Below are 21,878 nucleotides of genomic sequence, written 5' to 3'. Positions count from 1 at the left end.
GATTCGTGCAGGCGGTTCGCCCGCGTTACGAGATGCCTTTTTGATTTTTGTAATTGCGCCGCGTCATACCGTTCGCCGGACGCATGCCCTGGCGGGCATAGAAACTTTCGAGTTCCGGGTCGCACATCAGGTCCACCATGTAATAAGCGTCCAACCGCTTCAGCAGCTGCCGCGCCAATTCGCGCCCGATGCCCTGGCCCTGATAAGCGGGCACGACTTCCAGCAGCGGAATGTACGCGCTGAGGACACCGTCGGAGAGCGCATTCACGAATCCTACGATCTTGCCCGTCTCTTCGTCCTGCGCAAGCATCACGTAAGCCGATCCTTGCAGCATCCGAACGAACGTGGCCGGGGTGGGACGGTTGGGCCAACCGTCGAAAAAGCCGTCGGCAAACGAATCTTCCTTGATCGATTCCAGACTGTCGAGATACTGAATAGTCATAAAGACGCCTCCTGATTCGTGGTTTCCCCAGATTATACCACTCCGGGTCGCAATGACATAGTCCCCAAACTTCGAGCGCGTTCGCACGGCAGAAGAACATTGACGCGCTATCCCAGGCTTGCGACAATGGACAAGAGCCTTGAAGATCCCAAGCGCGACCCCAGCCGGACTTTCCGTTTGCCTTTCCATTCCATGACTAAGGATGATAAACGATGAATTATTCCAAAGGCACGAACTACGCGCTGCATACGATGCTCGATTTGGCAGTACGTACGCCCGGACTCAAAGTAGGCGTGCAGGACCTGGCCGCGAAGCAGGGCGTATCCCCGACCTACCTGTCCAAAATCCTTACCAAGCTGGCCAAAGCCGGTCTGGTCGATTCCTATTCCGGCGCCCAAGGCGGCTACTGCCTGCGGCGCGACAAGCACGATATTTCGTTTCTCGATATCATTCAGGCGATCGAAGGCAGCACGCCCCTGTTCAAAGGCTGCGATTCCAACGGTCCCGGCTGCCTGATCGATGCGGTCATGCGCGAATCCGAACGCAAAATGGACGAGCATCTGCGTACGACGACGATCGGCCGCGTGGCGGACGAGATGGCGGCAGCCGGACATGCGGTCGGGCACGCCCACTGACGAGGTGCCGCCGACGGCCGCGCACAGGATAAGAGTTTGCCAAAAAAGCGGTTCCGAACGTTTGTCACAAAATCCGGTTCCCCGATCGCTTGCCGACGGATGGCCGCAGCCCTTATCGCTGCGCGGCATCTGTTCGAAAAGCGCGGAGAACCGGATTTTTGCCGATTATGGGCTTGCGAATGGTGCTTCGAATAGAGCTTCGAATGGAGCTGCGAACGGAAGGATCGGGCTTGAAGACTTGCGATGACGCAAGGAGGCCGGCAGGTGCCGACTCTCCCGGCGGATCAGCCTCTGACGAGGCTTGTCCAGGCGTCCAGCAGCTCGCGCACCGACGCCTGGCGATGGGAGCGTTCGGGCGACACGGCGCGCAGCGCCAGGCGGTACAGTTCTTCCCCGGCTTCCCACAGTCCGGGCGAACGGTCCCGCGTGCCGCCGAGCATATAGAACGCCGTCGCGCCCATCGTGTAGACGTTCGTCCGGGAATCGATCGCCGCGCCCAGCTCGTATTCTTCCGCCGACATGAAGCGCGAAGAGCCCCACATGCGGCCCATTTCATTGATATAAGGAGCAGGCCGGTACAGGTCGATATCGCAAAGCGTCATCCGGCCGGCTTCGAAATCGTACAGCATACTGCCGTCGTAAAAATCGATCGCGACGTAGCCTTTCTCTTCCACGTGGGCGTGGAAGTCGAGAATCGTCTCCATCGCTTCGAGCCGCCGCTCGATCGGCAGGGCGCGGAAGCGGGATCGGACAGGATGCGGGTCTGCGCCGCTATCGTCGCCTCGGTGCAGCGACTGCCCTTTCGCCCATTCGAACAGGATCGCGTATCCGTCCGGCGTCTCGAAATGGTCCAGCATCCGCACCAGCGCCGGATGGTCCAGCGCTTCGTAGGCGTTCGCCGCTTCGCGCAGCCGCTGCACGGCGTCCGCCGGATGGCCGGCATATTCCGCCGTCTCCGCGCCGGCGTATTTGATAAAGACGCGCTGGTCTTCGATCTCCAGCCCGAACGACAGGTTGCCGGAATCCTGGCGGTCCCATACGCGGAATACGCGTCCGAACGGCGCCAGCCAGTTGAAGTCGTGCAGCCGCCGCAGCACGACCGGCACGCCGTCGACCCGCTGTTCGATCAGCCCGTACATCGGGTCCGGCGCAGCCGGCGCGCGCTGCACGCCGACGACCGTGCCCTCGACGGCCGCCGGTTCGATCACGGTGGCCGCCACGGCCGCCGGCAGCACCGGAGCGGACGGCCCCGCGCCGGAGCTGTCCCCGGCGCTCATCGGCAGCGTCACCTGCGGAATCTCCGGCTCGCCGGGTGCGGCGAACTGCCCGTAAATCTCGGGCGCCGCCGGATGTTCGGCGGCAGACTCGGCGGCCGATTCTTCAGCCGCATCTGCCGCCGGCTCTTGAACCGGCAGAACCGGCGCCGCTTCGACAGCGGCGTCGGACGCGGCTTCCGGCAGAGCCGACGTTTGCGCCGGCGCTTCGTAGGAAGCGACCTCTTCGCGTTCGAAGCCGGCTGCGGCTTCCAGCTCAAGTTCGGCTTGGTACTCCGCTTCCCGCTCCGGCTCGGTCGGGTACGCGGCTTCCAGTTCCCGCTCAAGATCGACCTGACGCTCGACTTCCAGCTCCGCTTCCAGATCCGCCCGTTGCTCGGCTTCGATCGCCAGCGCCGTATCGAGCACCGGCACGGCTTCGACAAGCTCGCCTGCCCCGGATTGTTCGCGCTCCGCCGACAACGACAAAGCGATAAAGTCTTCCAGGCGGATCGATTCCCCGCCCTGCCGCAGATGCAGCAGGCTCGCGTTGACGAGCCATTCGTCCCTCAGCAGCGCATAGACGCATTCGTCGCGCCATTCCCCGTCGATCGTCGGCAGATTCCGGCGAAAAAAAGCTTCCATGCGCATGCCGCACTTTTCGAGCAGAGCGCGCAGCGCCAGATTTTCGGGCGGGCACGATACCGTCACCCGATGCAGCCCCAGCTCTTCGAACGCGTGGCGGAACAGCGCCTGCGCCGCTTCGGTGCCGTATCCGCACCTTCGGTAATCCGAACGCACGCCGAAGCCGAGCAGCCCCGTCATCGGCTGAACGCCGGGACGGGAAAACACGTGGCCGATCACCTGGTCGTCCTGCAGGGACACGAGCGCGTACAGATACGGATCGGCCGTCATGTCGCGCAGCCTCTCTTCCGTATAGATGCCTTCCGGGAATCCGTCCGCCACGCCGTCGTCCTGCAAATAAGTGAGCAGTTCGGGCCATTCTTCCTGTCCGAATCTGCGAATGAGCAGGTTCGGCGTGCGAATCAGCACGTCCTCCGTCTCTGCCGGAGCCTTTTCTTTTTCTTTCTCCATCCGCTTCCCCTCCCTGTAAATCCGGATTCCGGGCTTGTGCCGCTGTACGCCCGACCATACCCGCTACCTTCGCCGTCCGGCGGCGTTTTCCTGCCCGGCAGGCGCACCGCTTACGGAAAGAACGCCCCGGGCTGCCGGTTCCTAACGAAAAGCTTTGGGCGCTTTGCGTTTTTGGGTCGCCCGCTCGAACCGGTAGGCGATCTCGATCAGCAGCGGATCGGACATGGCCGTTCCCGACAGCAGCAGACCGACCGGGCGTCCCGATTCGGTATAGCCGGCCGGCACGGACACGAGCGGATACCCGGCGCGCGCCGCAAGATCGGAGCCTTCGTAATCGGTGAACAGCAGCGCGTGCACGCCGTATTGCTCCAGCGCGCGGTCGATCCCTTCTTCGCCGGCGCTTCGAACGCCGCCTGCCTTGCTGGAGCGGTAGACGTCGTCTTCGAGGCTGCCGCCCGCCTGCTGCGCTTCTTCCAGCAGGTTCTGCCCGTACCGCAGACGCTTTTGCGGGTTCGCGCGGTTGGCTTCGATCAGCTCCGCCAGATCCGCCGGGCCCTGACCGGGCGGCTGCGCGGCGAAGAACGCGTCGATCGCCGATTTGAACTCGCGGCGCAGCACCGTGCCGTCCCCTTCCTCTTCGGGAACCGGCAGGTCGAGGCCGCGTTTCACTTCGATGCCTGCAGCCTGCAGGCCGTCGAGCGCCTGCTCGAACACGGCCGACGTCTCCGCGTCGAGGCGCCGCGCGAATCCTTCGACGACGCCGACCTTCAACCGGCCGGTCAAATCCATCCGGCCCGGCAGGAACGACACCGGGCGCTGCGGCAGCAGCGTGCAGGCGTCCGCTTCGTCGCCGAACGCCATCGCTTCCAGAATCAGCGCCGCATCAAGCACCGTCCGGGCGATCGGACCGAGCGTGTCCTGCGTCAGCGACAGCGGAACGACGCCGCTGCGGCTGATCAGGCCGACCGTCGGCTTGATCCCGACGACCGAATGCGCAGCCGCCGGGCTCACGATCGAGCCGGACGTCTCCGAACCGACGGTGCCGAGCGCGAAGTTGGCCGAGACGGCCGCCGCGCTGCCGGTACTGGACCCGCCGACCGGATAGGCTCCGTACGGATTGTTCGTCTGTCCGCCGCGCGAACTGTAGCCGGACGGCATGTCGTCGGACATATAGTTCGCCCATTCCGTCATATTGACTTTGCCGAGCAGGATCGCGCCCGCGTCGCGCAGTTTGTCGACGGCAAAAGCATCCCGTTTCGCCCGGCGCCCTTCCAGCGCCAGCGAACCCGCGGACGTCGTCATCCGGTCCGCCGTATCGATATTGTCTTTGAGCAGCAGCGGCACGCCGTACAGCGGCAGCGAACCCAGCTCGTCGAAGTTGTCGTCGAGCTGCTTGGCCAGCGCGGCGGCGTCCGGGTTCACTTCCAGCACCGCATTCAGCTTGCCGTCGAGCCGGGCAATCCGCTCCAGATAAGCTTCCGTCAGCTGCAGGCACGTCCAACGGCCGCTTTGCAGCTTCTCCTTGAAGCGTTCGATCGTCAGCTCGATCAGGTCTTCGTCCGTAATCTCTTCGCGATCGTGCGCGGCGTTCGAGCTGAGCTTGTCGAGATCGGCGTTCGGCGACACGGCCGGCACTTCCTCGCTTTCCCAGATCGGCAGCCGCAGCTCGATTTGCGCGGCCGTGGAACCGGCGCGGCCGCTCATCGCGGAGCGATCGCCGCCCGTATTCACGGCAGGCACGAATCCCCGATCGACAGAGACGCCGCGGTCCGAACCGGCATCCGGCTGCGCGGAATCGGAAGCGCGGCCGGACACGCCGCCCTGCCGAACGTCCACCCCGTCCGAATCGGAACCCGAATCGGGCGCCGCCCCTTTATCCGTTTTCGATTTTTTGCGGACTTCTCCCTGCGACGTGACAAAAGCCGACACCGAAGCTTCCAGAATCTCCGCGATTTCCAGTCCTTTGGCGGGACCGGCTTCGGCCGGCGGCACGGCAATTTCGTTCTCCACGGGAATGCCCCGCGGATCGGGCTGTTTGCGTTCGACCGGAAGCCCGGCTTCACGCCGGCCGGACTCGTTGATCTTTTCGTGTTCGGGCATCAGCCTCATCCTTTTTGTCAAAATGTCGATTCCTCTATTGCACCGAGCCGATCCGCGGCAAAGCGAATCGCTCCCTATTCCTTTTGTACCCGCGGACGGGACCGATGATCGGTGTGCGCTTTTCCTCCATTATACATGAAAGCCTTCCCGATCCTGTGTGAAAAACAGGTTCGGTTCGCCGGAATGCCGTTCGCATATTGAACCGCGCCTTCCGTTCCCCTATGATTAACAGCAGGAAGGAGGCGGTGCACCGTGGCAAGAACCAAAGCATTCGATCCCGAGGAAGTGTTGGGCCGGGCGCTTGGCATATTCGGAACGCAGGGGTACGAAGGCACTTCGCTGCCGGATCTGTTAAAAGGGTTGGGTATCGCCCGTCAAAGCCTGTACGATACGTACGGCACCAAACGGGAACTTTTTTTGGCTGCCGTTCAATTCTACATGAACCGCAAACAGGCCGACATCGTCGAGCTGTTCCGGGAGCCGGGCGGCGCGGAAGAACGGATCCGGCAGGCTTTCGGCGAGATCGTATCGGCCTTGTCGGACCCGCAGCAGCGGCAGGACTGCTTTATTATCAGCAGCGCGATCGAATACATGCCGCATGACGAAGAACTGAACGCCTACATGCAGGCCAACCAGCTTGACGTGGAAAAAGCTTTCTACGATCTGCTCGAACGGGGCCGAGCAGCCGGCGAACTGCGTGCCGACGCCGATCTTGAACGGCTGTCCCTTTTTCTGGCCCACGAGCGCAACGCGCTGGTGCTGACCGGCAAAATGGGCGCCGACCGGCCTAAGCTTGAAGCGGTCGCGGAGACGGCTTTGTCCGTGCTGCGCTGGCACAGGGCGGCCGGATCGGGCGCGGATCGGGCGGAGTAAGCCGGCGGACGGCGGCTCGTTGCAGGCGCAAAAGGCCGGCCGGGCCGGCGTTGAACGGGTCGCGCTTCCGCTTGGCGCACGCCTTGGGGAACGGATCGATTCGATTCGGTTCAGATCGGTTCAATTCAGTTAGGTTCAGATCGATTCGGTTCGCCGAAAAGCCGCCTTTCAAATCGGGATTCCCGATTTGAAAGGCGGCTTTTCGTATAGCGAAAGTTCGTGAAGAAGCACGTCGGCGATGCTTGGCCGATCGTCGAACGCGGCGCCTTCCTTTTTTAGAGGTCTGATTTTATTTTACGGCCCGATTTTACAGCTTGGCACGCCCCGCTTGATCCCGCGCAGGCTCCGGCTCCAAACGCAGCGAAGCCGGATTCGCCCGTATATGATCCGTCAGCGAACGCGGTTCGCGTCCGGTCACGCGGCGCACCGTATCGGTGACGCGGTCTTCGCTGCCCTCTACGCGGATTCGCGTGTCCAGACCGGCCAGAAAGGCCGCGTATTCGCGCGGAAGGCCGACCCCGATCAGGTTCTGTCTCAGTTCGTCTTCCGTGATCGCGATATGCTGCACCGGCAGGCCGGTCAGTTCGCCGATCCGCTCGGCCGCTTCGCCGTAGCTCAACGCTTCCGGGCCCGTGATCACGAGTTCGTCGTTGAACGGCTCCGGGCGCGTCAGCGCTTCGGCAGCGACCGCCGCAATGTCTTCGGCGTCGACGAACCCGACTTTGCCGGAGCCGGCCGCGGTAAAGATCCGATTCGATTCGCGAATCGTGTAGGCATGCGCCGTCTCGCTAAAATTTTGCATAAAATAGGAAGGCCGCAGCACGGCCCATTCCGCAGCGCCGCTGCGCAGTTCCCGGTGGATCGGCCCGAACACCGGATCGTCCGCGGACACGGAAGCGCTGGACAGCAGCACGAAGCGTCGGACAGAAGCTTCCCGCGCTTTACGGATAAACGGGACCATGACCTGATCCGGGTGCAGATCGGGCGGAGCTACCAGGTAGACGGCATCCATGCCTGTTAACGCGGCTTCGTAGGTCGAAGGGTCGTACCAGTCGAACACGACGCTGTCCGGTTGTCCTTCGCGGGATTCCGGTCGTCTGCGTCCGGCTTGTCGGACCGCGTGCCCTTGAAGCCGCAGCAGCCGCGCGAGGCGGGAAGACGTTTTGCCCTGCCCGCCGGTCAGCAAAATTCGAATCGGGGAAGAAGGCGAAGAAAAGGTCATACGGAACAGCTCCTTGTAAAATAAGAATATGAGATCGGAATGACAAAATCGGACAGCGATATGCACAAAAGAATCGATCCGGCGCCAACACGACCGCGCTGCCGGACGTCCTGCTCCCCGTTTAGCCGATGCTCAGCGGATTCCAGTAATCCTGATACCGGATAATCCGGTCTTGTTGGAGTTCGACCACCGAAATGTAGTGCTGGTCGTACGGCCTGCCGGACTGCAGCAGGGTGCCGTGTCCTTCGAACTCCGCCGTGAATACGGGACCGTCCATAGAACGATGAATGACCGGGTCGGAGAACGAGTGAATGACGAACAGGTCTTGAAGTCCTTCGAGATGGCTGCGCAGTTCGCCGATGCCGTGCAATCTTTTCGGATAAGGATCGGGCGCGTACGGAAAATCGAAACGGACATTTTCATGAAACAGATCCAGAAAAGCCTCGTGGTCTCCCTGCAAAAAACTTTGTGCAAAAACGGACATGATCTCTTCGGCTCTTGCTCGCGTAACGGTGCTCATCGTGCTTCCTCTCCTTCGGATTGGGATATGGACGCAGACTCTTTGTCGCCTGCGGCATCAAGCTTCGACCCCACCTTATCATTTCCGGACTGATTGGTCAATTATATTTTGACTAAACGATCCGGAATTTATCAAAAAAAGGACCGACACTTCCGGATTTACGAAAGCGTCGGCCTTTTTTTACCCTGCGTATATTCGGTTGTTGGGATGTTCAGTTGCTCGGATGTTCGAATGCCAAAAAGCTTACCGGCCTTCGTTGATCGCCCGGATCTTGTCCAGCGGAATCTTCGGCACCCGGTCGTACGTCAGCAGGCCGTTGATCTCCTGCTCGACGTCGGTCAGCTGGGTGTAGCAGTAGCCCTGCACCAGCTCGGAGTCGAGCAGCGGCCCGATCACGTTGCGCAGGCGCTCCTCGAAATCTTCGTCGCTGCTTGCGCCGGAGTAGCCCCAGCCTTCCCATTCGCTTTTCCGGTAGCCGATGCCGCCGAACTCCGTCACCAGCAGCGGCTCGCCCCGGTAATCGTACCCGTGCGCCATTACCGGATGGCCGCCGGGAACGAGACTGAGCGCTTTTTCCGCCGCCGCGTACCGTTCTTCGAGCACTTCGCGCCGCCACTCGTAATCGTGAATCGTGACCAGATCGCTGACCGTGTGCTCCCAGCCGTCGTTCGAGATGACCGGACGCATCCGATCGAGCGACTTGGTGAGATAGACGAGCGAGAGCGAATGATGCTGCTGAAGCGGGTCGCGCGCCAGATCCGGCACCCCCCAGCTCTCGTTGAGCGGCACCCAGACGACGATCGACGGATGATTGTAATCGCGGTCGACCGCTTCGATCCACTCCCGCTGAAAACGTTCCACGTACTGGTCCGAGTAACTGTACGCGTTGGCCGCTTCGCTCCAGACGAGCAGGCCGAGCTTGTCGCACCCGTACAGATACCGCGGATCTTCGAGCTTCTGATGCTTGCGCGCGCCGTTGAAGCCCATTTCCTTCGTCAGTTCGATATCCCGCCGGATGTCCGCTTCGCTCGGAGGCGTCAGGATACCGTCCGGAAAATAACCCTGGTCGAGCACCAGCTTCATTTTGTACGGACTGTTGTTGAGGCACAGCCGGCCGCCTTCGACCGATATTTTGCGCATGCCGAAGTAGCTCTCCACCCGATCGGTCTCGGCCTCGCCGTCCAGCAGCGTATACGAAATGTCGTACAGATTCGGATGCTCCGGCGCCCACAGCGTCTCGCGTTCCTGCGCGTTGAAGTTGGCCAGCCCGATCGTATGCGTCATCGTGCGCCCGGTCACGTCGTACGTCTGCTCGGTCACGCGCACGCCTCCAAAAGTAATCGACACGCGCAGCCGCAGCTCCCGGCCCGGCGCGTAATTCGCGATATGCGGCACGATTTCCACCCGCTTGTTGTCGATGTCCGGCGTCAGTTTGACTTTGTCCAGATACGTCCGCGGCACGGCTTCGATCCATACGGTCTGCCATATTCCGGTCGTGCGCGTATAGAAAATGCTGGCCGAGTCTTTTTTCCAAAACTGTTTGCCGCGCGGCAGTTCCAGGTTACGGCTCTCGTCGAGCGCCTGCACGACCAGAGCGTTCGGCGTTCCGTCCGCGTGCAGCGCGTGCGTAATATCCGCTTTGAACGGCGTATGCCCGCCTTCGTGCGCCGCGACGAACACGCCGTTCACCCAGACTTTGGCTGCGTAATCGACCGCTCCGAAGTACAGCAGCACCTGCCGCTCCGCAAACGACTCCGGCACGTCGAACAGGCGGCGGTACCAGACGTTGTCGTGGAAATCGGTCTCCCCGATTCCGCTCAACCGGCTCTGGTACGCGAACGGCACCTGAATCTTTTGCCCCAAAGACTGTTCGCCGCCGCTCCAGCCCGCTGCGCTTCCCCGGTCTTCGTCGTCGAACGCAAACTCCCACTCCCCGTTCAGATTAACCCAGTGATCCCGGACAAACTGCGGCCGCGGATACTCCGGTCGACCGATCTCTGCTGCTTCGTTATGATTCGTGCCCATTTTTATCGCTCCTTTTCGTTAACTTTCGAGTTATAAAAATAACGCTTCCATCTGTCGAAAAAAGTATGCGCGATAAGCGATTTAAAGTCAATATAAGTTGATTAATTAACTTTACGGTTATATAATCGAGCTGGGATTGAAGGCGTGAAAATGAAACCGAAGCTGAGAATGAGCAGAAGATTGGGAAGAAGAATGATTACGTGAGAATGAGTATACGAGGTTGAGTACGTGAGATTGAGGATATGAGATTGAGTACACGAGATTGAGCGTATGAGATTGAGGATATGAAGGAGGTTCGCGATGCATACAGCCGTTACCCTGGAAAACCTGCCGCTGCTCGAATGTTTCGCGTCCGAGACGCGGGTGCGTATCTTCGAGCTGCTCGGCGAACGTCCGATGAGCATCGGCGAGCTGGCGGAACGACTGCAAGTCTCGTCCGCCATCGTCACCAAACATATTCAGAAGATGGAAAAAGCCGGACTGCTCGCTTCCGAGAGCGTCACCGGCACGCGCGGCCGCCGCAAAATGTGCCGGCTGGCCGTGGACAGCCTGACGCTCAATTTCCGCTCCCATCCGTCGCAGGCGGATCGCAGCGCCTACGCCGTCTCGATTCCCGTCGGCCAATACGCGGAACACGAAGTCCGTCCGACGTGCGGACTCGCTTCCGAATCGCGCCTGATCGGCATGATGGACGATCCGCGGTATTTTGCCGATCCGGCCCGCGTCGGGGCGCGGCATCTGTGGTTCGGTTCCGGCTACGTCGAGTACCGGATTCCGAATTATCTCGTCGGCGCGCAGACCGTGCGCGAGATTTCCGTCACGCTGGAACTCGGCTCCGAAGCGCCCGGCTACAACCCGAACTGGCCGTCCGATATCTCGTTTGAGATCGGCGGCGTGCCGGTCGGCACCTGGACCTGCCCCGGCAATTTCGGCGGCAGGCGCGGGCTCCACACGCCCGAATGGTGGAGCGAACACAGCAGCCAATACGGGCTGCTGAAGACTTTGTCCGTGCGCGAAGACGGCACGTTCATGGACGGCACGAAGCTGTCGGACGTAACGGCGGCCGACCTGGATATTCACGCCATGCAGGGCGTGGGGGGCGGGGCTTTGGCGGCGCGGGGCGCGGGCGAAGCCGCGGGGAAGGGCGCAGGAGCAGGCAAGGGCGCAGCCGCAGTGGGCGGCGCGGGGGCGCGGGGCGCGGAGAGCGGCGCGATGGCGGGCGATGCGGTAGCGGGCGAAGCTGCAGCGGGGCGCAGCGCCGGGGCCGAAGCGCCAAGGGGCGCTTCGGCAGGCCGCGAGATCGCGCTGCGGATCGAGAGCCGATCGAACGCCGCCCATCCCGGCGGCGTCAGCCTGTTCGGCCGCGGCTTCGGCAACTACGACCGCGACATCGAAGTGTCCGTGAAGTTCGACAGCCCCGAAATCGGACGCGCCTAGCGGGCATCCGAAAAATGTGTACATAAAGTCAACATTTTGCACGGTAATCGGCGGATCGGGCAAATATTCGCACATAAAGGCAACATTTTATGGGTATTATGTCCGTAATCCGCTGCAAACGAGCCAAATGTGTACATAAAGTCAACATTCGGCGCGGAAATCGGTGGATCGGANAAGGCAACATTTTATGGGTATTATGTCCGTAATCCGCTGCAAACGAGCCAAATGTGCACATAAAGTCAACATTCGGCGCGGAAATCGGCAGATCAGGCAGATATTCGCACATAAAGGCAACATTTTACGCGTATAACGCCTATAATCCGCTGCAAACGAGCCAAATGTGCACATAAAGTCAACATTTGGCGCGAAAATCGGTGGATCGGGCAAATATTCGCATGAAAAGGCAGCATTTATCCGGCCCAATCTCCTGAACGAGATAAGACGGCGCTCGAAACTACCGAAAAGACGGCTCCACTATACGCCCTATGCGAAAAAGCCCGACCCTCGACAGATCAGACTGTCGAAGGTCGGGCTTCTTGGTGTGGATTCGCTTTTTGGCGGCAGAATTTGCTGTTCGGGCTAGAGCAAAGTCTCCAGCACGTCCCGAATTTTGCGGCCGTGCGCCAATATGCCGTAATTCATCCAGGCGAAAAAGTCCGTTTCATATACCCGGCCGGCTTGAACCGCGGGCAGGGCCCGCCAGCACGGATGCTCCAGCAGCCGTCTCTCGTCGCCGGGATGCCGGTTGTCGGACTTGTCGAAAATGACGAACAAATGATCGGCGTCCACCTGCGCAAGTTCGTCGGGGCGCAGCAGCAGGCTTCGCTGCGCCTCAGGCATATGCCGCAGCAGCTCGGGCGGCTTCAAGCCGAGCTCGCCGTACAGCAGCGGGCCGGTATAACCGCTGTGCTGCGCGTACAACCGAATCTGCTGCGCCGAAATGCGCAGGCACGCGACGGAGCCGCGCGAAGCGGCCCCGCCGGGCATCGCGGCCAGGCGCGAACCCGCGTCGCGGACTTGTTCGTCATAGCGGCGCAGCATATGCCGGGCTTCCGCTTCGCGGCCGAACAAGGCGGCCGTCCCGCGCAGCTTGTCCGCCCAGGCTTCGCCGGGCTGTTCCAGCAGCAGGCTGGGCGCAACGCCGGACAAGCGGTCCAGATGCCAGCGTTCGAAGCCGTCGTCGAACAGCAGCAGCTCCGGCTTCAGGCGCAGCAGGTCTTCGCGCGTTCCGTCCGCGACGTCGAACGCGGGCACTCCTTCAAGCGGCAAATATGCCTGCACGCCCCAGGCGCTGTGGCTGTACTGCGCAATCGGCACGATGCCGAGCGCGAGCAGGGCGTCTTCGAGGTAAGGCGCGAAGACGCGCACTTCCCGGCGATGCAGCCGCCGGTATTGGCCGGGCGACAGGCCGGCTTCGCGTTTGAAGCGGCGGCTGAAATAATATTCGCTGCTGAAGCCGACGCGCTGGGCAATCTCGCCCAGCCGGTCTTCCGTCGCCAGCAGCAGCTGCTTCGCCTGCCCGATCCGGACCCGGTTCAAGTAATCGAGCGGCAGGCTGCCGGTCGCTTCCTTGAACAGGTTCGTATAGGTCCAGCGCCCGATGCCGGCCGAGGCGGCCAGCGATTCGACCGTAAACGGCTCGCGGTACTCGCGATCGATCCGCGCGATCGACCGCCGCACCGCTTCGCGGACATCCAGTGCCGGGCTTTCGCCCGTCCCGGCCCGCGAAGCGCTCTCGCGCTGCCTGACGGCGGCGAGCAGCAGCTCCTGAAACGCGATCTGGCGCTCCAGCGCGGCGGCCCCGCCGGTCTCCGCGCGGCGTTCGTGCAGCTTCTGCGCCCTCTCCGCGCAGAACGAGAACGGCGCGAAGTCCGTCGCGCCGACGAAAGGCAGCGCCTCGCCGGGCGGCAGCGGCGCTCCCGAACGATCGGCTGCGCAAAAAGCGAGCCGATACAGCGTCAGCGGCTCCGCGCCTGCCGCGTGAAGCTGCGGCATGGACATCGCCGCTTCCGTCGCGGACATCCCCGCCGCTTCTCCCCGCTCCGCAGCAGGCCCGCTTTGGCCTGCTGCTTTTCGCTCCGCCGCGTACATCGCCGCTGCCGCTTTCCGCTTCGCCGCGGATGCCTCCGCTTCCGCTGCCTCTCCCCGCTCCGCCACAGGCCCGCTTCGGCCTACCGCCTTCCGCTCCGCTTCCGCTGCCTCTCCCCGCTCCGCCACAGGCCCGCTTCGGCCTGCCGCCTTCCGCTCCGCTTCCGCTGCCTCTTTCCGCTCCGCCTCGGACATCTCCGCTTCCGCCGCTTCAGCTCCCTCCACGTCCGCCGCCCCAAGCCGCTCGTAGCGCTCCCGCTCCTCCGCCGCATCAGGCCGGCCGGCCTCTGCCGCCGGCCCGCTCGACGCCGCCCGAACGCCGCCGAGCGGGCCCAGCAGCAGGCGGCCCCGGGCGAGCGGCCAGGTCGTTCCTCCGCACTGCACCGATCCGGTGCCGCCGGTGACGACCCACAGTTCGGCGCCGTCCGAAGCGCGGTGCGCTTGCGCCTGTCCGGTTGGCCGCCCGGATTGCGGCAGACTGCCGATCCGCCCGCAGTCCCCGGGCCGGGCCGGTTCGGGTCTTATTTCTTCATACCGAATATCGGTCAGCGTATAAGCAAAGGGTATCCGCTCCACGTCCAAGCCCCCTTCATTGATAATGTTTCTCATTATCGTCTGGCGCCTAGTATACGTCATTCTCGCGGCGCAGGCAATCCGTTCGAGCCTCTTCCCGGATGGCAGGACGGTTCACGTCCGATTCCGAACAGCAAAAAGCGCCGAAAAGTCTCCAAAAGACTTTTCGGCGCTTCGAGGCGAATTCTTTTTCACCAAACGGCACTCGTAAACGGACGGTCACCGGCAATTGGACCGTTAAGGCGCGAGATTTTTCATAACGTCGGCGAATTTCAGCAGGTTGGCCTGAATGCCGCCCGACTGCCAGTAAGAGCGTTCGACGGTATAGACATGATTGTTTTTGACGGCTTTGAGCGATTTCCAGATCGGACGCTCCAGAATCTTTGCGGCTTCTTTGTTTTCCGCCGAGTCCCACTCGCCATTGGCCGGGAAAATGAAAATGTGGTCCGCGTCCAGATCGGCCAGTCCTTCTTCGGAAATGATCTGCTGGTACTCTTCCATTTCGCCGACCATCGGGTGCGGCGTCAATCCGAGTTCGCTGTACAGGGAACCGACGAAGCGGTTTTTGACGCCGAACAGCGCAAGCGTCTTCTCTCCGCCGTTCAGGCGCACCACCGCGACCGTCTCGTCGCCGATCGCTTTCTGCAGCTTCGCTTTGTCGTCCGCGACGGTACTTTCGTACTTCGCGAGCACTTCCCGGCCTTTGTCCGCCATGCCGAGCGCGTCGGCGACGGCGAGCAGGATCTGCTTGGAATCCTGCAGGACGCTCTCCGGCAGCCGGTACGTCGGCGCGATCTTGGCATACGTCTCGTAGCCGGCCTGATCGACGCCGCCGTCCAGCATAATCAGGTCGGGCTGCTGCGCGAGCAGCGCTTCCGGGCTGCCGCTCGTATCGTACTGCGGCACGTCGAGCTTCAGGTAATCCTGTACGCCCCAGTTCGGGTGATACCACTGGACGACCGGCGTCACGCCGAGCGCCGACAAGTAATCTTCCAGATAGATGCCGGCTACCCGCTTCGGATGGGCCGGCAGCGTCACTTCGCCGAATTCGCCCTGCACGACGCGGGTCTCCGCGGCTTCCTGGCCGGCTTCGCTTTCGCCAGACGAAGCCTGATTGCCTGCCGCCCCGGCCTCCTGCGTTTGCGCCGAAGACTTTTCGCCCCCGGCAGTTCCCGCCGCCGAAGTCGCCGGTCCGCTGTTCGCTCCGCAGCCGGCCAATGCCGCACCGACCGCCAACATCAGAACCAAAGCCCCTGTTTTTATCGTCGTAAACCCGATTTTGCTCATCCTTTTTTCCCCCAATTGATTTTCATTCTCACTGTCTGCTCCCCATTCTAGCTTTCGCCGCTGCGGGAAACAATGCACATTCGGGGGAAACTTTTTGCACAAACGCGTGACCGGCGCGGAATCGGAATCGGTCGGAAGCAACCTCGGACTCCGCTTGCGCGCCGCCGGGCCGATCCGCAGAACGTGCCGAATTCGAAGGCTAGACTCGCCCGTCCGTCCTTTCTTTCCATTCGTCCAGGCGGCAAACGTACAATTTCGCTTCGTCCAGCAGCAGCAGCGCTGCGCCGCGCGCATAGCCGATCGGCGCTTGCAGCGGGCGGCCGGCGGCATCGGCGAACGTCCACTCTTCGCTTCGCGTGAGCGCACCGGAACCGTCGCGCCGCAGCAGCGTGTACGTGCCGAGTCGGTTGTAGCCGCCGTCCAGCAGAAAGCGCGCGCCGTCGGTCGCGACTACGGAAGAGCCGGCAAGCTTCGGATCGAGAAACGAAACGCTCGGCTGCACGGCCGGACCGAACAGGCGGCACAGCTTGAAGTCGGTGTAGTAGTAGAACCAGACTTCGTGGTCCGATACGACGTTCAGCGCGTAGCAGTCGGCGATGTCCGCTTCGCTGTTCGTGAATACGCGGATGCCCCAGCTGTCCCAGGCGATCAGGCCGCTCTCCCCGACCGGGCGGCTCCAGCCGTAATTGCCGAACACGCCCTCGTCGAAAAAGCTTGTCCAGATCAGCCCGCCGGCCGTCGTCTGGACGCTCTGAATGCCGTCGCCGACGAGGAAGCGGCGCAGCGGCTGTCCGCTCCGGTCGAATACGGCGGCGTTCAGGTCGTACTGGTCGCGGCCGTAATACCGGCTGCGCGCGCCGACCAGCAGCAGATCCGCCCCGAGCGGCTGCACGTAGTGATAGTTGAACGATTCGCCTTCGACCGCGATTTCTTCGACAACGTCCTGCGCAGCGGAACCTGCCGGGGAACGCAGCTCGACGACCAGCACTTTGTAGCGGGGCGCGGCCTGCAGGCCGGACGGCACGAAGCCCGCTTCGCGGACCGGCTCCCCGTCGATCAGCAGCACGTAAGCGCGGCCGTCGTGGCCGAGCGAAGCCGAGACGAGCGCCCACCCGCGCAGGTACGGCGCCAGGTCGAAGGCGAGATCGAGCCGGCGCTCGCGCGTGCCGCCGGCTGCCGGTCCGCTTGCGCTGCCGGTTCCATGCTGCACTTTGTCGCCATGCGGCACACTTTTCTGCGCACCGGCATGAGGCACGCCTGTCCCATCACCCTGCGACACACTCTTCGCCTGCACGCCCTTCTGCGCCGCGTCCGGCTCCATAGCTATCGCCGCCCTGCCCGCTCCGCTTTTCTCAGAGACTTCGCTCGCACTCTCCGCAGAAGCTTCGCTCCCACTCTCCTCTTTTTCGTTATATTCGTTTGCGGCCGGCGAATCTTTCACGTTCGGTTCGCCTTGAACCGCCTGCATCGCTTTTATCGCTTTCAAAGCTCTCATGGCATGGATTGTTTGCTCTCTCATCGGTTCTCCTCCGTTTGCGAAGCGGCGCAACAAGATGTTCTTGTGCGCGCCGCGTTTTCTGTCTCTCTATTGTGTACCCGCAAACGGCCAGGCAACAGTCCGCAAGTATGGCGAACCGCGCACCGAATCTTTTCTTTTTACACCATTACCTTCTTCAATCTGCCCAAATACCGGCCTCTCACGATAAAGAAATAAAGCGTCTGCGCCGCCAGGAAAGCCGCGGTCGTCGTCAATACCGGAACCGTGATGCTGCCGACGCTCATAAATTTCAGGATCGGATTCAGCACGACGAACGTCTGGACAGCGGACACCGCGATCGGAATAAAAAACAGCAGCGCGATTTGCAGCGTGGCGGATTTCTTCATCTCGCCGATACTGAGGCCCGTTTTGGATAATGCATGGTACATTTGGCTGTCCCGCGTCAATTCGGCATGCAGTTTGAAATACAGGAAGCTGGCCGACGACAGCGAGAACATCAGCGCCACGAACACGCCGATAAAGCCGAAAATGGACACCTGCTGCTTAAAATCGAGATACGAAGCGCTGCGCACGTCCATCGAGCCCGAGATCGGACGGTCGCTGTAGCTGTCGCCGCGTTCTCCTCTCCACCAGCGCTGCATCTCGGCACCGATCCGAGCTTCGCGGCTGTCGGAAGACAGCGTATCCGCCCGGTCCCACGCCGGAACGGCGTAATAGATATGCGTGCTGAGGCTGGCTTCTTCGCCGAGCTGCTGCCGAACGGATTCGAACGCCCCGTCGGCGACGACGAGTACCGGCATGCCGGAAGCGGCCGCGAACGCCGCTCCGCCTCCGGTCTGCGTGACCGCAAACGAAGATTCGCTGTTCGCAAGCGTCACGGTGTCTCCTGCGGACGGATGTCGTTGGCCTTCGCGGACCGGCGGGAGCAGCAGCAGCGCTTCTCCGCCGCCGGAAGCAACCGCTGCAAAAGCGGGCGTCTCCCACAGCGCGGACACTTTGGCGTAATCCGAAGCCGAGATCAGGCGCGTCATCAGCTCTCTCGCCGCTCCGCCCGTCATGTACACGTACAGCTGGCGCACTTCGGCTTGGGTATAATCGCCGGCGTTCAGCCCGCGTTCGGAGACGAACGTCTCCACCGCGCTTTTGTCCGCGGCCAGCTTCTCGGGATCGCTCACGTTCAATTCGAACGAAACCGGGTTATCGGCGTACCGTCTCTGCGTCTCCTGCTGAAGCGACAGCACGAAGCCGGCGCTCATCGACGCGATCGACGTGACGACGGTAATCAGGAACAGAATTCGGGCGTTGTCCTTGATCTTGTACGCCAGCTCCGAGATCCAGAGCAGGTTTGTGCGCCGCCAGACGAACGCGCGATTGCGTTTGAGCAGGCGCATGAACAGCACGGACAGCTGCGAATAGAAAAAATACGTGCCGGCGATGCCCGCTGCGGCCGCGATGAAGATCCAGGCCGGCTCGAGTTGTTCGCCCTGCAGGGCCATGTATCCGGCGAGCAGCAGCGCGAGGCCGAGCAGCGACAGCAGAATTGACGCTTTCGGCTCTTTTTTGGGCTTGGCGTCGCCGCGGATCAGTTCGAGCACGTTGTGCTTGCGCACGAACAGCAGCGTCAGGATCGAGAGGACGAGGAACAGCAGCGCGAACGCGCCGGTCGTCAGCAGAGCCGCTTTGACCGGCCAATAGAACGGCAGTTCTTCCGTCTCCGTGATCCGTGCGGCGAGCAGCAGGAACAGCTTCGACAGCAGCAGCCCCGCGCCAATGCCGCCGAAGATTGCCCCCGCTCCGATCAACAGGTTTTCCAGACACACAAGACGGTTGAGCTGCCCCGGCTTGGCGCCGAGCATCAGCAGCAGGCCGAACTCTTTGTTGCGCGATTTGAGGAAGACGCTGATCGAGTAGAGCACGAAGAAAAACGCAAACGCGAAAATGACGTATTCCGCGGCCTGCATGCCGGCTTTGGTCATCCGGTTCATCTCGCTGCCTTCGATCGCGGGATGGAAAATGAACACCGCGAACGAGAAAAAGATCATGACCATAAACGCGCTGCTGAGCAAATAGGCGAAATAGGCGCGCGCGTTGCGCCTCACGTTGTTAAACGCGAATCGAGGAAAGTTCATGCGCGCTGCCCCCCCAGAAAGAAAGAGTATCGATAATTTTCTGGAAAAAGGCCTGACGGCTGTCTCCGCGATGAATCTCGGCGGCCAACCGTCCGTCCTTGATAAACACGATGCGGTGGCAGTAGCTCGCCGCCAGCGGATCGTGCGTCACGAGCATGATCGTCGTACGGTCGTGCCCGTTCAAGCCTTCCAGCGATTCCATCACGACGCGCGACGCTTTTGAATCGAGCGCGCCGGTCGGTTCGTCGGCCAGCAGAATCGACGGCCGGGTAATGACGGCTCTTGCGATCGCTGTACGCTGGCGCTGCCCGCCCGAGATTTCGTACGTGCGGCTGCCGAGAATGTCGCGGATACCGAGCCGGTCCGCGATCGTATGCAGACGCTGATCCATCTCTTTGAGGTTCACGCCGTCGAGTGTCAGCGGCAGCACGATATTTTCCGCGACCGTCAGCGTGTCCAGCAGGTTGAAATCCTGGAACACGAAGCCGAGCTCGCGCCGCCGGAATTTGGCCAACTCGTTTCTTTTCATGGCGTACGGATCTTTGCCGCCGATCTTGACCGTGCCGGAACTCGGGACGTCGATCGTCGAGACCATGTTGAGCAGCGTCGTTTTGCCGCTGCCGGACGGTCCCATGACGCCGACGAATTCGCCCTCGGCGATCGTCAGATGGATATCGGTCAGCGCCTGGGTGGATACTTTGCCGGGATAGACTTTGTTCAAGCCGTTTGCTTCCAAAATGTTCATGATTGTCTCTCCTCTCCTGCTTCGATACCCAGTCTACCCGCATGCGGAAAAGGCGGCCAGAGATTCTCCTTAATGCCGCCTTACATTCGCGTTAAGATTCTGTTCGGGCACTTCGCGGAATTCGATCCGCACCGTCGTGCCGAGCCCCGGCTCCGACTCCAGTTCGAGCCGGTGATCCAGATGCCGGCAGACTTCGCTGACGAGATACAGGCCCATGCCGGTCGATTCCTTATACTGCCGTCCCCGCTGCCCGGTGAAATACGGATGGAATACCCGGTTCAGGTCTTCTTTGACAATCCCGATCCCTTCGTCGCGAATCTCGAGCAGCAGGCGGGAACCGCGCGGATACGCGCGGATGAACACCTGTTTGCCGCTGCCTTCGGTATACTGCACGGCGTTGGTCAGAATCTGTCCCAGAATAAACTGCAGCCATTTGGCGTCCGTGTACACTTCCGCGTCTTCCGCTACATCGAGGACCGGAATCATGCGGCGCGCGATAAACAGCCGCCGCTGCTCCGCCAGCGCTTCGCGCACCGGCAGCGCCAGCTTGACCCGTTCCGCGGAAAAATCATGCTCGAACCGTTCCAGGCGCGACGTATAGATGACCATCTCCAGCCCCCGGCGCAGCCGGTCCAGTTCTTCGGCGACGCTGTCCGCCAGATCTTCGTCTTCGATCTCGCGCGCCGACAGCTGCAGCACGGACAGCGGCGTCTTCATCTGGTGGACCCACCGGCCGATGAAGGTGACATGCCGCTCCATCGCGCTGCGCCGTGCGGCGAGTTCTTCCTCGTATTGGCGGTCGTAGACGCGAATCAGTTCGGAGACCGCTTCGGCCAGCGGAGACTCGCCGAGCGGCTCCAGGCGATCGGACCGCGGCACGTCGGGCTGCGACAGCCGCGTGTACAGCCGGCGCAGCGCCGCGTAGCGAAACGCCAGGTAAGCCGCCAATACGGCGGCGCTCAGCAGCAGGCCGTACAGGATGATGTCCGGCGGCCGTTCTTCGCCGCTGATCCAGTACAGCAGCGGCACCAGCAGTGCCTGGAACGCGAAGAAGAGCAGGAGCGGCAGCTGATCGCGCCAGAACAGCTTCACGGCTGTTCGCCCTCGGACGGCTGCCGGACTTGTGCGTCGGCGGCATCTGCGGCATCTGCGGCGTTGCCTTGCGCCGCGTGCGCCCGGCGTACGCCGGGTTCTTCGGAGCCGCCGCTTTCCGCCCCGGCTGCCGGCCTTTCGTGCGAATCCGCTTCCGGCACGTTCAGCAAATAGCCGGCGCCGCGCACCACTTCGATGACTTCGGCCGCTTGCAGTTCCTTCAGCTTTTTGCGCACGCGCGTAATATAGACGTTCAGCGTGTTGTCATCGATAAAATGATGGTCTTCCCACATGATCCCGAGCAGCCGGTCGCGGCTGACGACCCGGCCCGCCCGCCGCAGCAGCGCTTCGAGCAGCAGCGATTCCTTCTGGCTGAGCTCGGTCGAACGTTCGCCCGCCGCCAGAGCGAAGCGCTCGGGATAGAGCGTCAGACCGCCGGCCTGAACCTTCGTCTCTTCCGGGCCTGCCGCGTATTCGCCGTACGCCCGCCGCAGATGGCTGCGGATCTTGGCCATTACGATTTCGTAATGAAAAGGCTTGGTAATATAATCGTCCGCGCCGTTCTCCAGCGCCATGACCTGCTCCATCTGCCCGTCGCGCGCGGAGATGAACAGGATCGGACAGACGGATTCCGCCCGGATCTGCCGGCACCAGTAGAAGCCGTCGTATTTCGGCAGGTTGACGTCGAGCAGCACAAGCTTGGCTTCGCACTCCCGGAACGTCTCCATGACGCGTTCGAAGTCTTCGACCACTTCGGCCCGGTAACCGTATTTTTCGATATCGCCGCGGAGCAGCTCCGCGATCTTGCGATCGTCTTCCACGATCAGAATGGTAGACATGGTTATACTCTCCTTTTGATCCGTT

At 61.9% G+C, this 21,878-nt stretch carries 15 protein-coding genes and 1 pseudogene; 3 read left to right on the top strand and 13 right to left on the bottom strand.

Going from position 1 to position 21,878, the window contains the following annotated elements; translation table 11 throughout:
* Window positions 1–25: 25 nt before the first annotated feature.
* A complete protein-coding gene (locus FTE24_RS08710; RefSeq protein WP_150232895.1) occupies window positions 26–442 on the bottom strand; it encodes a GNAT family N-acetyltransferase in 417 nt (138 codons plus the stop codon).
* A 212-nt stretch (window positions 443–654) separates the two neighbouring features.
* Here FTE24_RS08710 and FTE24_RS08705 point away from each other — a divergent pair, with 212 nt between their 5' ends.
* The gene (locus FTE24_RS08705) at window positions 655–1,077 is read left to right on the top strand and encodes an Rrf2 family transcriptional regulator (protein ID WP_141446950.1); all 423 of its coding nucleotides are present in this window, start codon (window positions 655–657) and stop codon (window positions 1,075–1,077) included.
* A gap of 284 nt (window positions 1,078–1,361) precedes the next feature.
* Here FTE24_RS08705 and FTE24_RS08700 read toward each other — a convergent pair whose 3' ends face one another.
* Together FTE24_RS08700 and FTE24_RS08695 are read right to left on the bottom strand one after the other, a co-directional pair.
* Complete coding sequence (locus FTE24_RS08700) at window positions 1,362–3,425, bottom strand: GNAT family N-acetyltransferase (RefSeq protein ID WP_150232894.1); 2,064 nt, start codon at window positions 3,423–3,425, stop codon at window positions 1,362–1,364.
* Between the two features lie 141 nt (window positions 3,426–3,566).
* Window positions 3,567–5,525 (bottom strand): amidase family protein, encoded by a 1,959-nt coding sequence (locus FTE24_RS08695; RefSeq protein WP_237401699.1) that lies wholly within the window; start codon window positions 5,523–5,525, stop codon window positions 3,567–3,569.
* A gap of 252 nt (window positions 5,526–5,777) precedes the next feature.
* Between FTE24_RS08695 and FTE24_RS08690 the strand changes: the two genes are divergently transcribed.
* Window positions 5,778–6,398, top strand: a complete 621-nt coding sequence (locus tag FTE24_RS08690) for a TetR family transcriptional regulator C-terminal domain-containing protein (RefSeq protein ID WP_150232892.1) — start codon at window positions 5,778–5,780, stop codon at window positions 6,396–6,398.
* A 307-nt stretch (window positions 6,399–6,705) separates the two neighbouring features.
* On the opposite strand, the gene FTE24_RS08685 is transcribed toward FTE24_RS08690, so the two are convergent.
* The 3 genes from FTE24_RS08685 to FTE24_RS08675 form a co-directional block, all read right to left on the bottom strand.
* Window positions 6,706–7,620: an NAD(P)H-binding protein gene (locus tag FTE24_RS08685; RefSeq protein ID WP_150232890.1), complete on the bottom strand. Its 915-nt coding sequence runs from the start codon at window positions 7,618–7,620 to the stop codon at window positions 6,706–6,708.
* Window positions 7,621–7,741: 121 nt separating this feature from the next.
* The gene (locus tag FTE24_RS08680; RefSeq protein ID WP_150232888.1) at window positions 7,742–8,140 is read right to left on the bottom strand and encodes a nuclear transport factor 2 family protein; all 399 of its coding nucleotides are present in this window, start codon (window positions 8,138–8,140) and stop codon (window positions 7,742–7,744) included.
* Window positions 8,141–8,383: 243 nt separating this feature from the next.
* Window positions 8,384–10,165 carry a glycoside hydrolase family 2 protein gene (locus tag FTE24_RS08675; protein WP_150232886.1) on the bottom strand — a complete coding sequence of 594 codons (1,782 nt, stop codon included), beginning with the start codon at window positions 10,163–10,165 and terminating at the stop codon, window positions 8,384–8,386.
* A 300-nt stretch (window positions 10,166–10,465) separates the two neighbouring features.
* On the opposite strand from FTE24_RS08675, the gene FTE24_RS08670 reads away from it, so the two are divergent.
* Window positions 10,466–11,602, top strand: a complete 1,137-nt coding sequence (locus FTE24_RS08670; RefSeq protein WP_237401698.1) for an ArsR/SmtB family transcription factor — start codon at window positions 10,466–10,468, stop codon at window positions 11,600–11,602.
* 579 nt (window positions 11,603–12,181) lie between these two features.
* Here the strand turns inward: FTE24_RS08670 and FTE24_RS08665 are convergent.
* The 7 genes and pseudogenes from FTE24_RS08665 to FTE24_RS08635 form a co-directional block, all read right to left on the bottom strand.
* Entirely contained in the window at window positions 12,182–14,266 is a 2,085-nt protein-coding gene (locus FTE24_RS08665) for a helix-turn-helix domain-containing protein (protein ID WP_150232884.1), read from the bottom strand.
* Window positions 14,267–14,500: 234 nt separating this feature from the next.
* Window positions 14,501–15,502: an ABC transporter substrate-binding protein gene (locus FTE24_RS08660; protein WP_237401697.1), complete on the bottom strand. Its 1,002-nt coding sequence runs from the start codon at window positions 15,500–15,502 to the stop codon at window positions 14,501–14,503.
* Between the two features lie 247 nt (window positions 15,503–15,749).
* Window positions 15,750–17,069 (bottom strand): hypothetical protein, encoded by a 1,320-nt coding sequence (locus tag FTE24_RS08655; RefSeq protein ID WP_150232880.1) that lies wholly within the window; start codon window positions 17,067–17,069, stop codon window positions 15,750–15,752.
* A gap of 137 nt (window positions 17,070–17,206) precedes the next feature.
* Window positions 17,207–19,177, bottom strand: a complete 1,971-nt coding sequence (locus tag FTE24_RS08650; protein WP_150232878.1) for an FtsX-like permease family protein — start codon at window positions 19,175–19,177, stop codon at window positions 17,207–17,209.
* Window positions 19,152–19,922, bottom strand: a complete 771-nt coding sequence (locus FTE24_RS08645; RefSeq protein ID WP_150232877.1) for an ABC transporter ATP-binding protein — start codon at window positions 19,920–19,922, stop codon at window positions 19,152–19,154. The genes FTE24_RS08650 and FTE24_RS08645 overlap by 26 nt, the downstream gene beginning before the upstream one ends.
* Window positions 19,923–19,991: 69 nt before the next feature.
* Window positions 19,992–21,014 carry an ATP-binding protein gene (locus FTE24_RS08640; protein ID WP_150232874.1) on the bottom strand — a complete coding sequence of 341 codons (1,023 nt, stop codon included), beginning with the start codon at window positions 21,012–21,014 and terminating at the stop codon, window positions 19,992–19,994.
* Between the two features lie 164 nt (window positions 21,015–21,178).
* Window positions 21,179–21,853 (bottom strand): annotated as a pseudogene (locus FTE24_RS08635) (response regulator); the annotation flags it as partial.
* Window positions 21,854–21,878: the final 25 nt, after the last annotated feature.

This window comes from Saccharibacillus sp. WB 17 (genome assembly GCF_008634075.2).
GTDB classification, from domain to species: domain Bacteria; phylum Bacillota; class Bacilli; order Paenibacillales; family Paenibacillaceae; genus Saccharibacillus; species Saccharibacillus brassicae.
This window is presented reverse-complemented; position numbering and strand designations above follow the sequence as displayed.

Excerpts from the sequence above, each read along its gene's own strand:
- FTE24_RS08685 (WP_150232890.1), bottom strand. The coding sequence starts at position 7,620 with ATGACCTTTTCTTCGCCTTCTTCCCCGATTCGAATTTTGCTGACCGGC.
- FTE24_RS08660 (WP_237401697.1), bottom strand. The coding sequence starts at position 15,502 with ATGTTGGCGGTCGGTGCGGCATTGGCCGGCTGCGGAGCGAACAGCGGA.
- FTE24_RS08695 (WP_237401699.1), bottom strand. The coding sequence starts at position 5,525 with ATGCCCGAACACGAAAAGATCAACGAGTCCGGCCGGCGTGAAGCCGGG.
- FTE24_RS08710 (WP_150232895.1), bottom strand. The coding sequence starts at position 442 with ATGACTATTCAGTATCTCGACAGTCTGGAATCGATCAAGGAAGATTCG.
- FTE24_RS08670 (WP_237401698.1), top strand. The coding sequence starts at position 10,466 with ATGCATACAGCCGTTACCCTGGAAAACCTGCCGCTGCTCGAATGTTTC.
- FTE24_RS08700 (WP_150232894.1), bottom strand. The coding sequence starts at position 3,425 with ATGGAGAAAGAAAAAGAAAAGGCTCCGGCAGAGACGGAGGACGTGCTG.
- FTE24_RS08705 (WP_141446950.1), top strand. The coding sequence starts at position 655 with ATGAATTATTCCAAAGGCACGAACTACGCGCTGCATACGATGCTCGAT.
- FTE24_RS08645 (WP_150232877.1), bottom strand. The coding sequence starts at position 19,922 with ATGAACATTTTGGAAGCAAACGGCTTGAACAAAGTCTATCCCGGCAAA.
- FTE24_RS08650 (WP_150232878.1), bottom strand. The coding sequence starts at position 19,177 with ATGAACTTTCCTCGATTCGCGTTTAACAACGTGAGGCGCAACGCGCGC.
- FTE24_RS08680 (WP_150232888.1), bottom strand. The coding sequence starts at position 8,140 with ATGAGCACCGTTACGCGAGCAAGAGCCGAAGAGATCATGTCCGTTTTT.
- FTE24_RS08655 (WP_150232880.1), bottom strand. The coding sequence starts at position 17,069 with ATGAGAGAGCAAACAATCCATGCCATGAGAGCTTTGAAAGCGATAAAA.
- FTE24_RS08675 (WP_150232886.1), bottom strand. The coding sequence starts at position 10,165 with ATGGGCACGAATCATAACGAAGCAGCAGAGATCGGTCGACCGGAGTAT.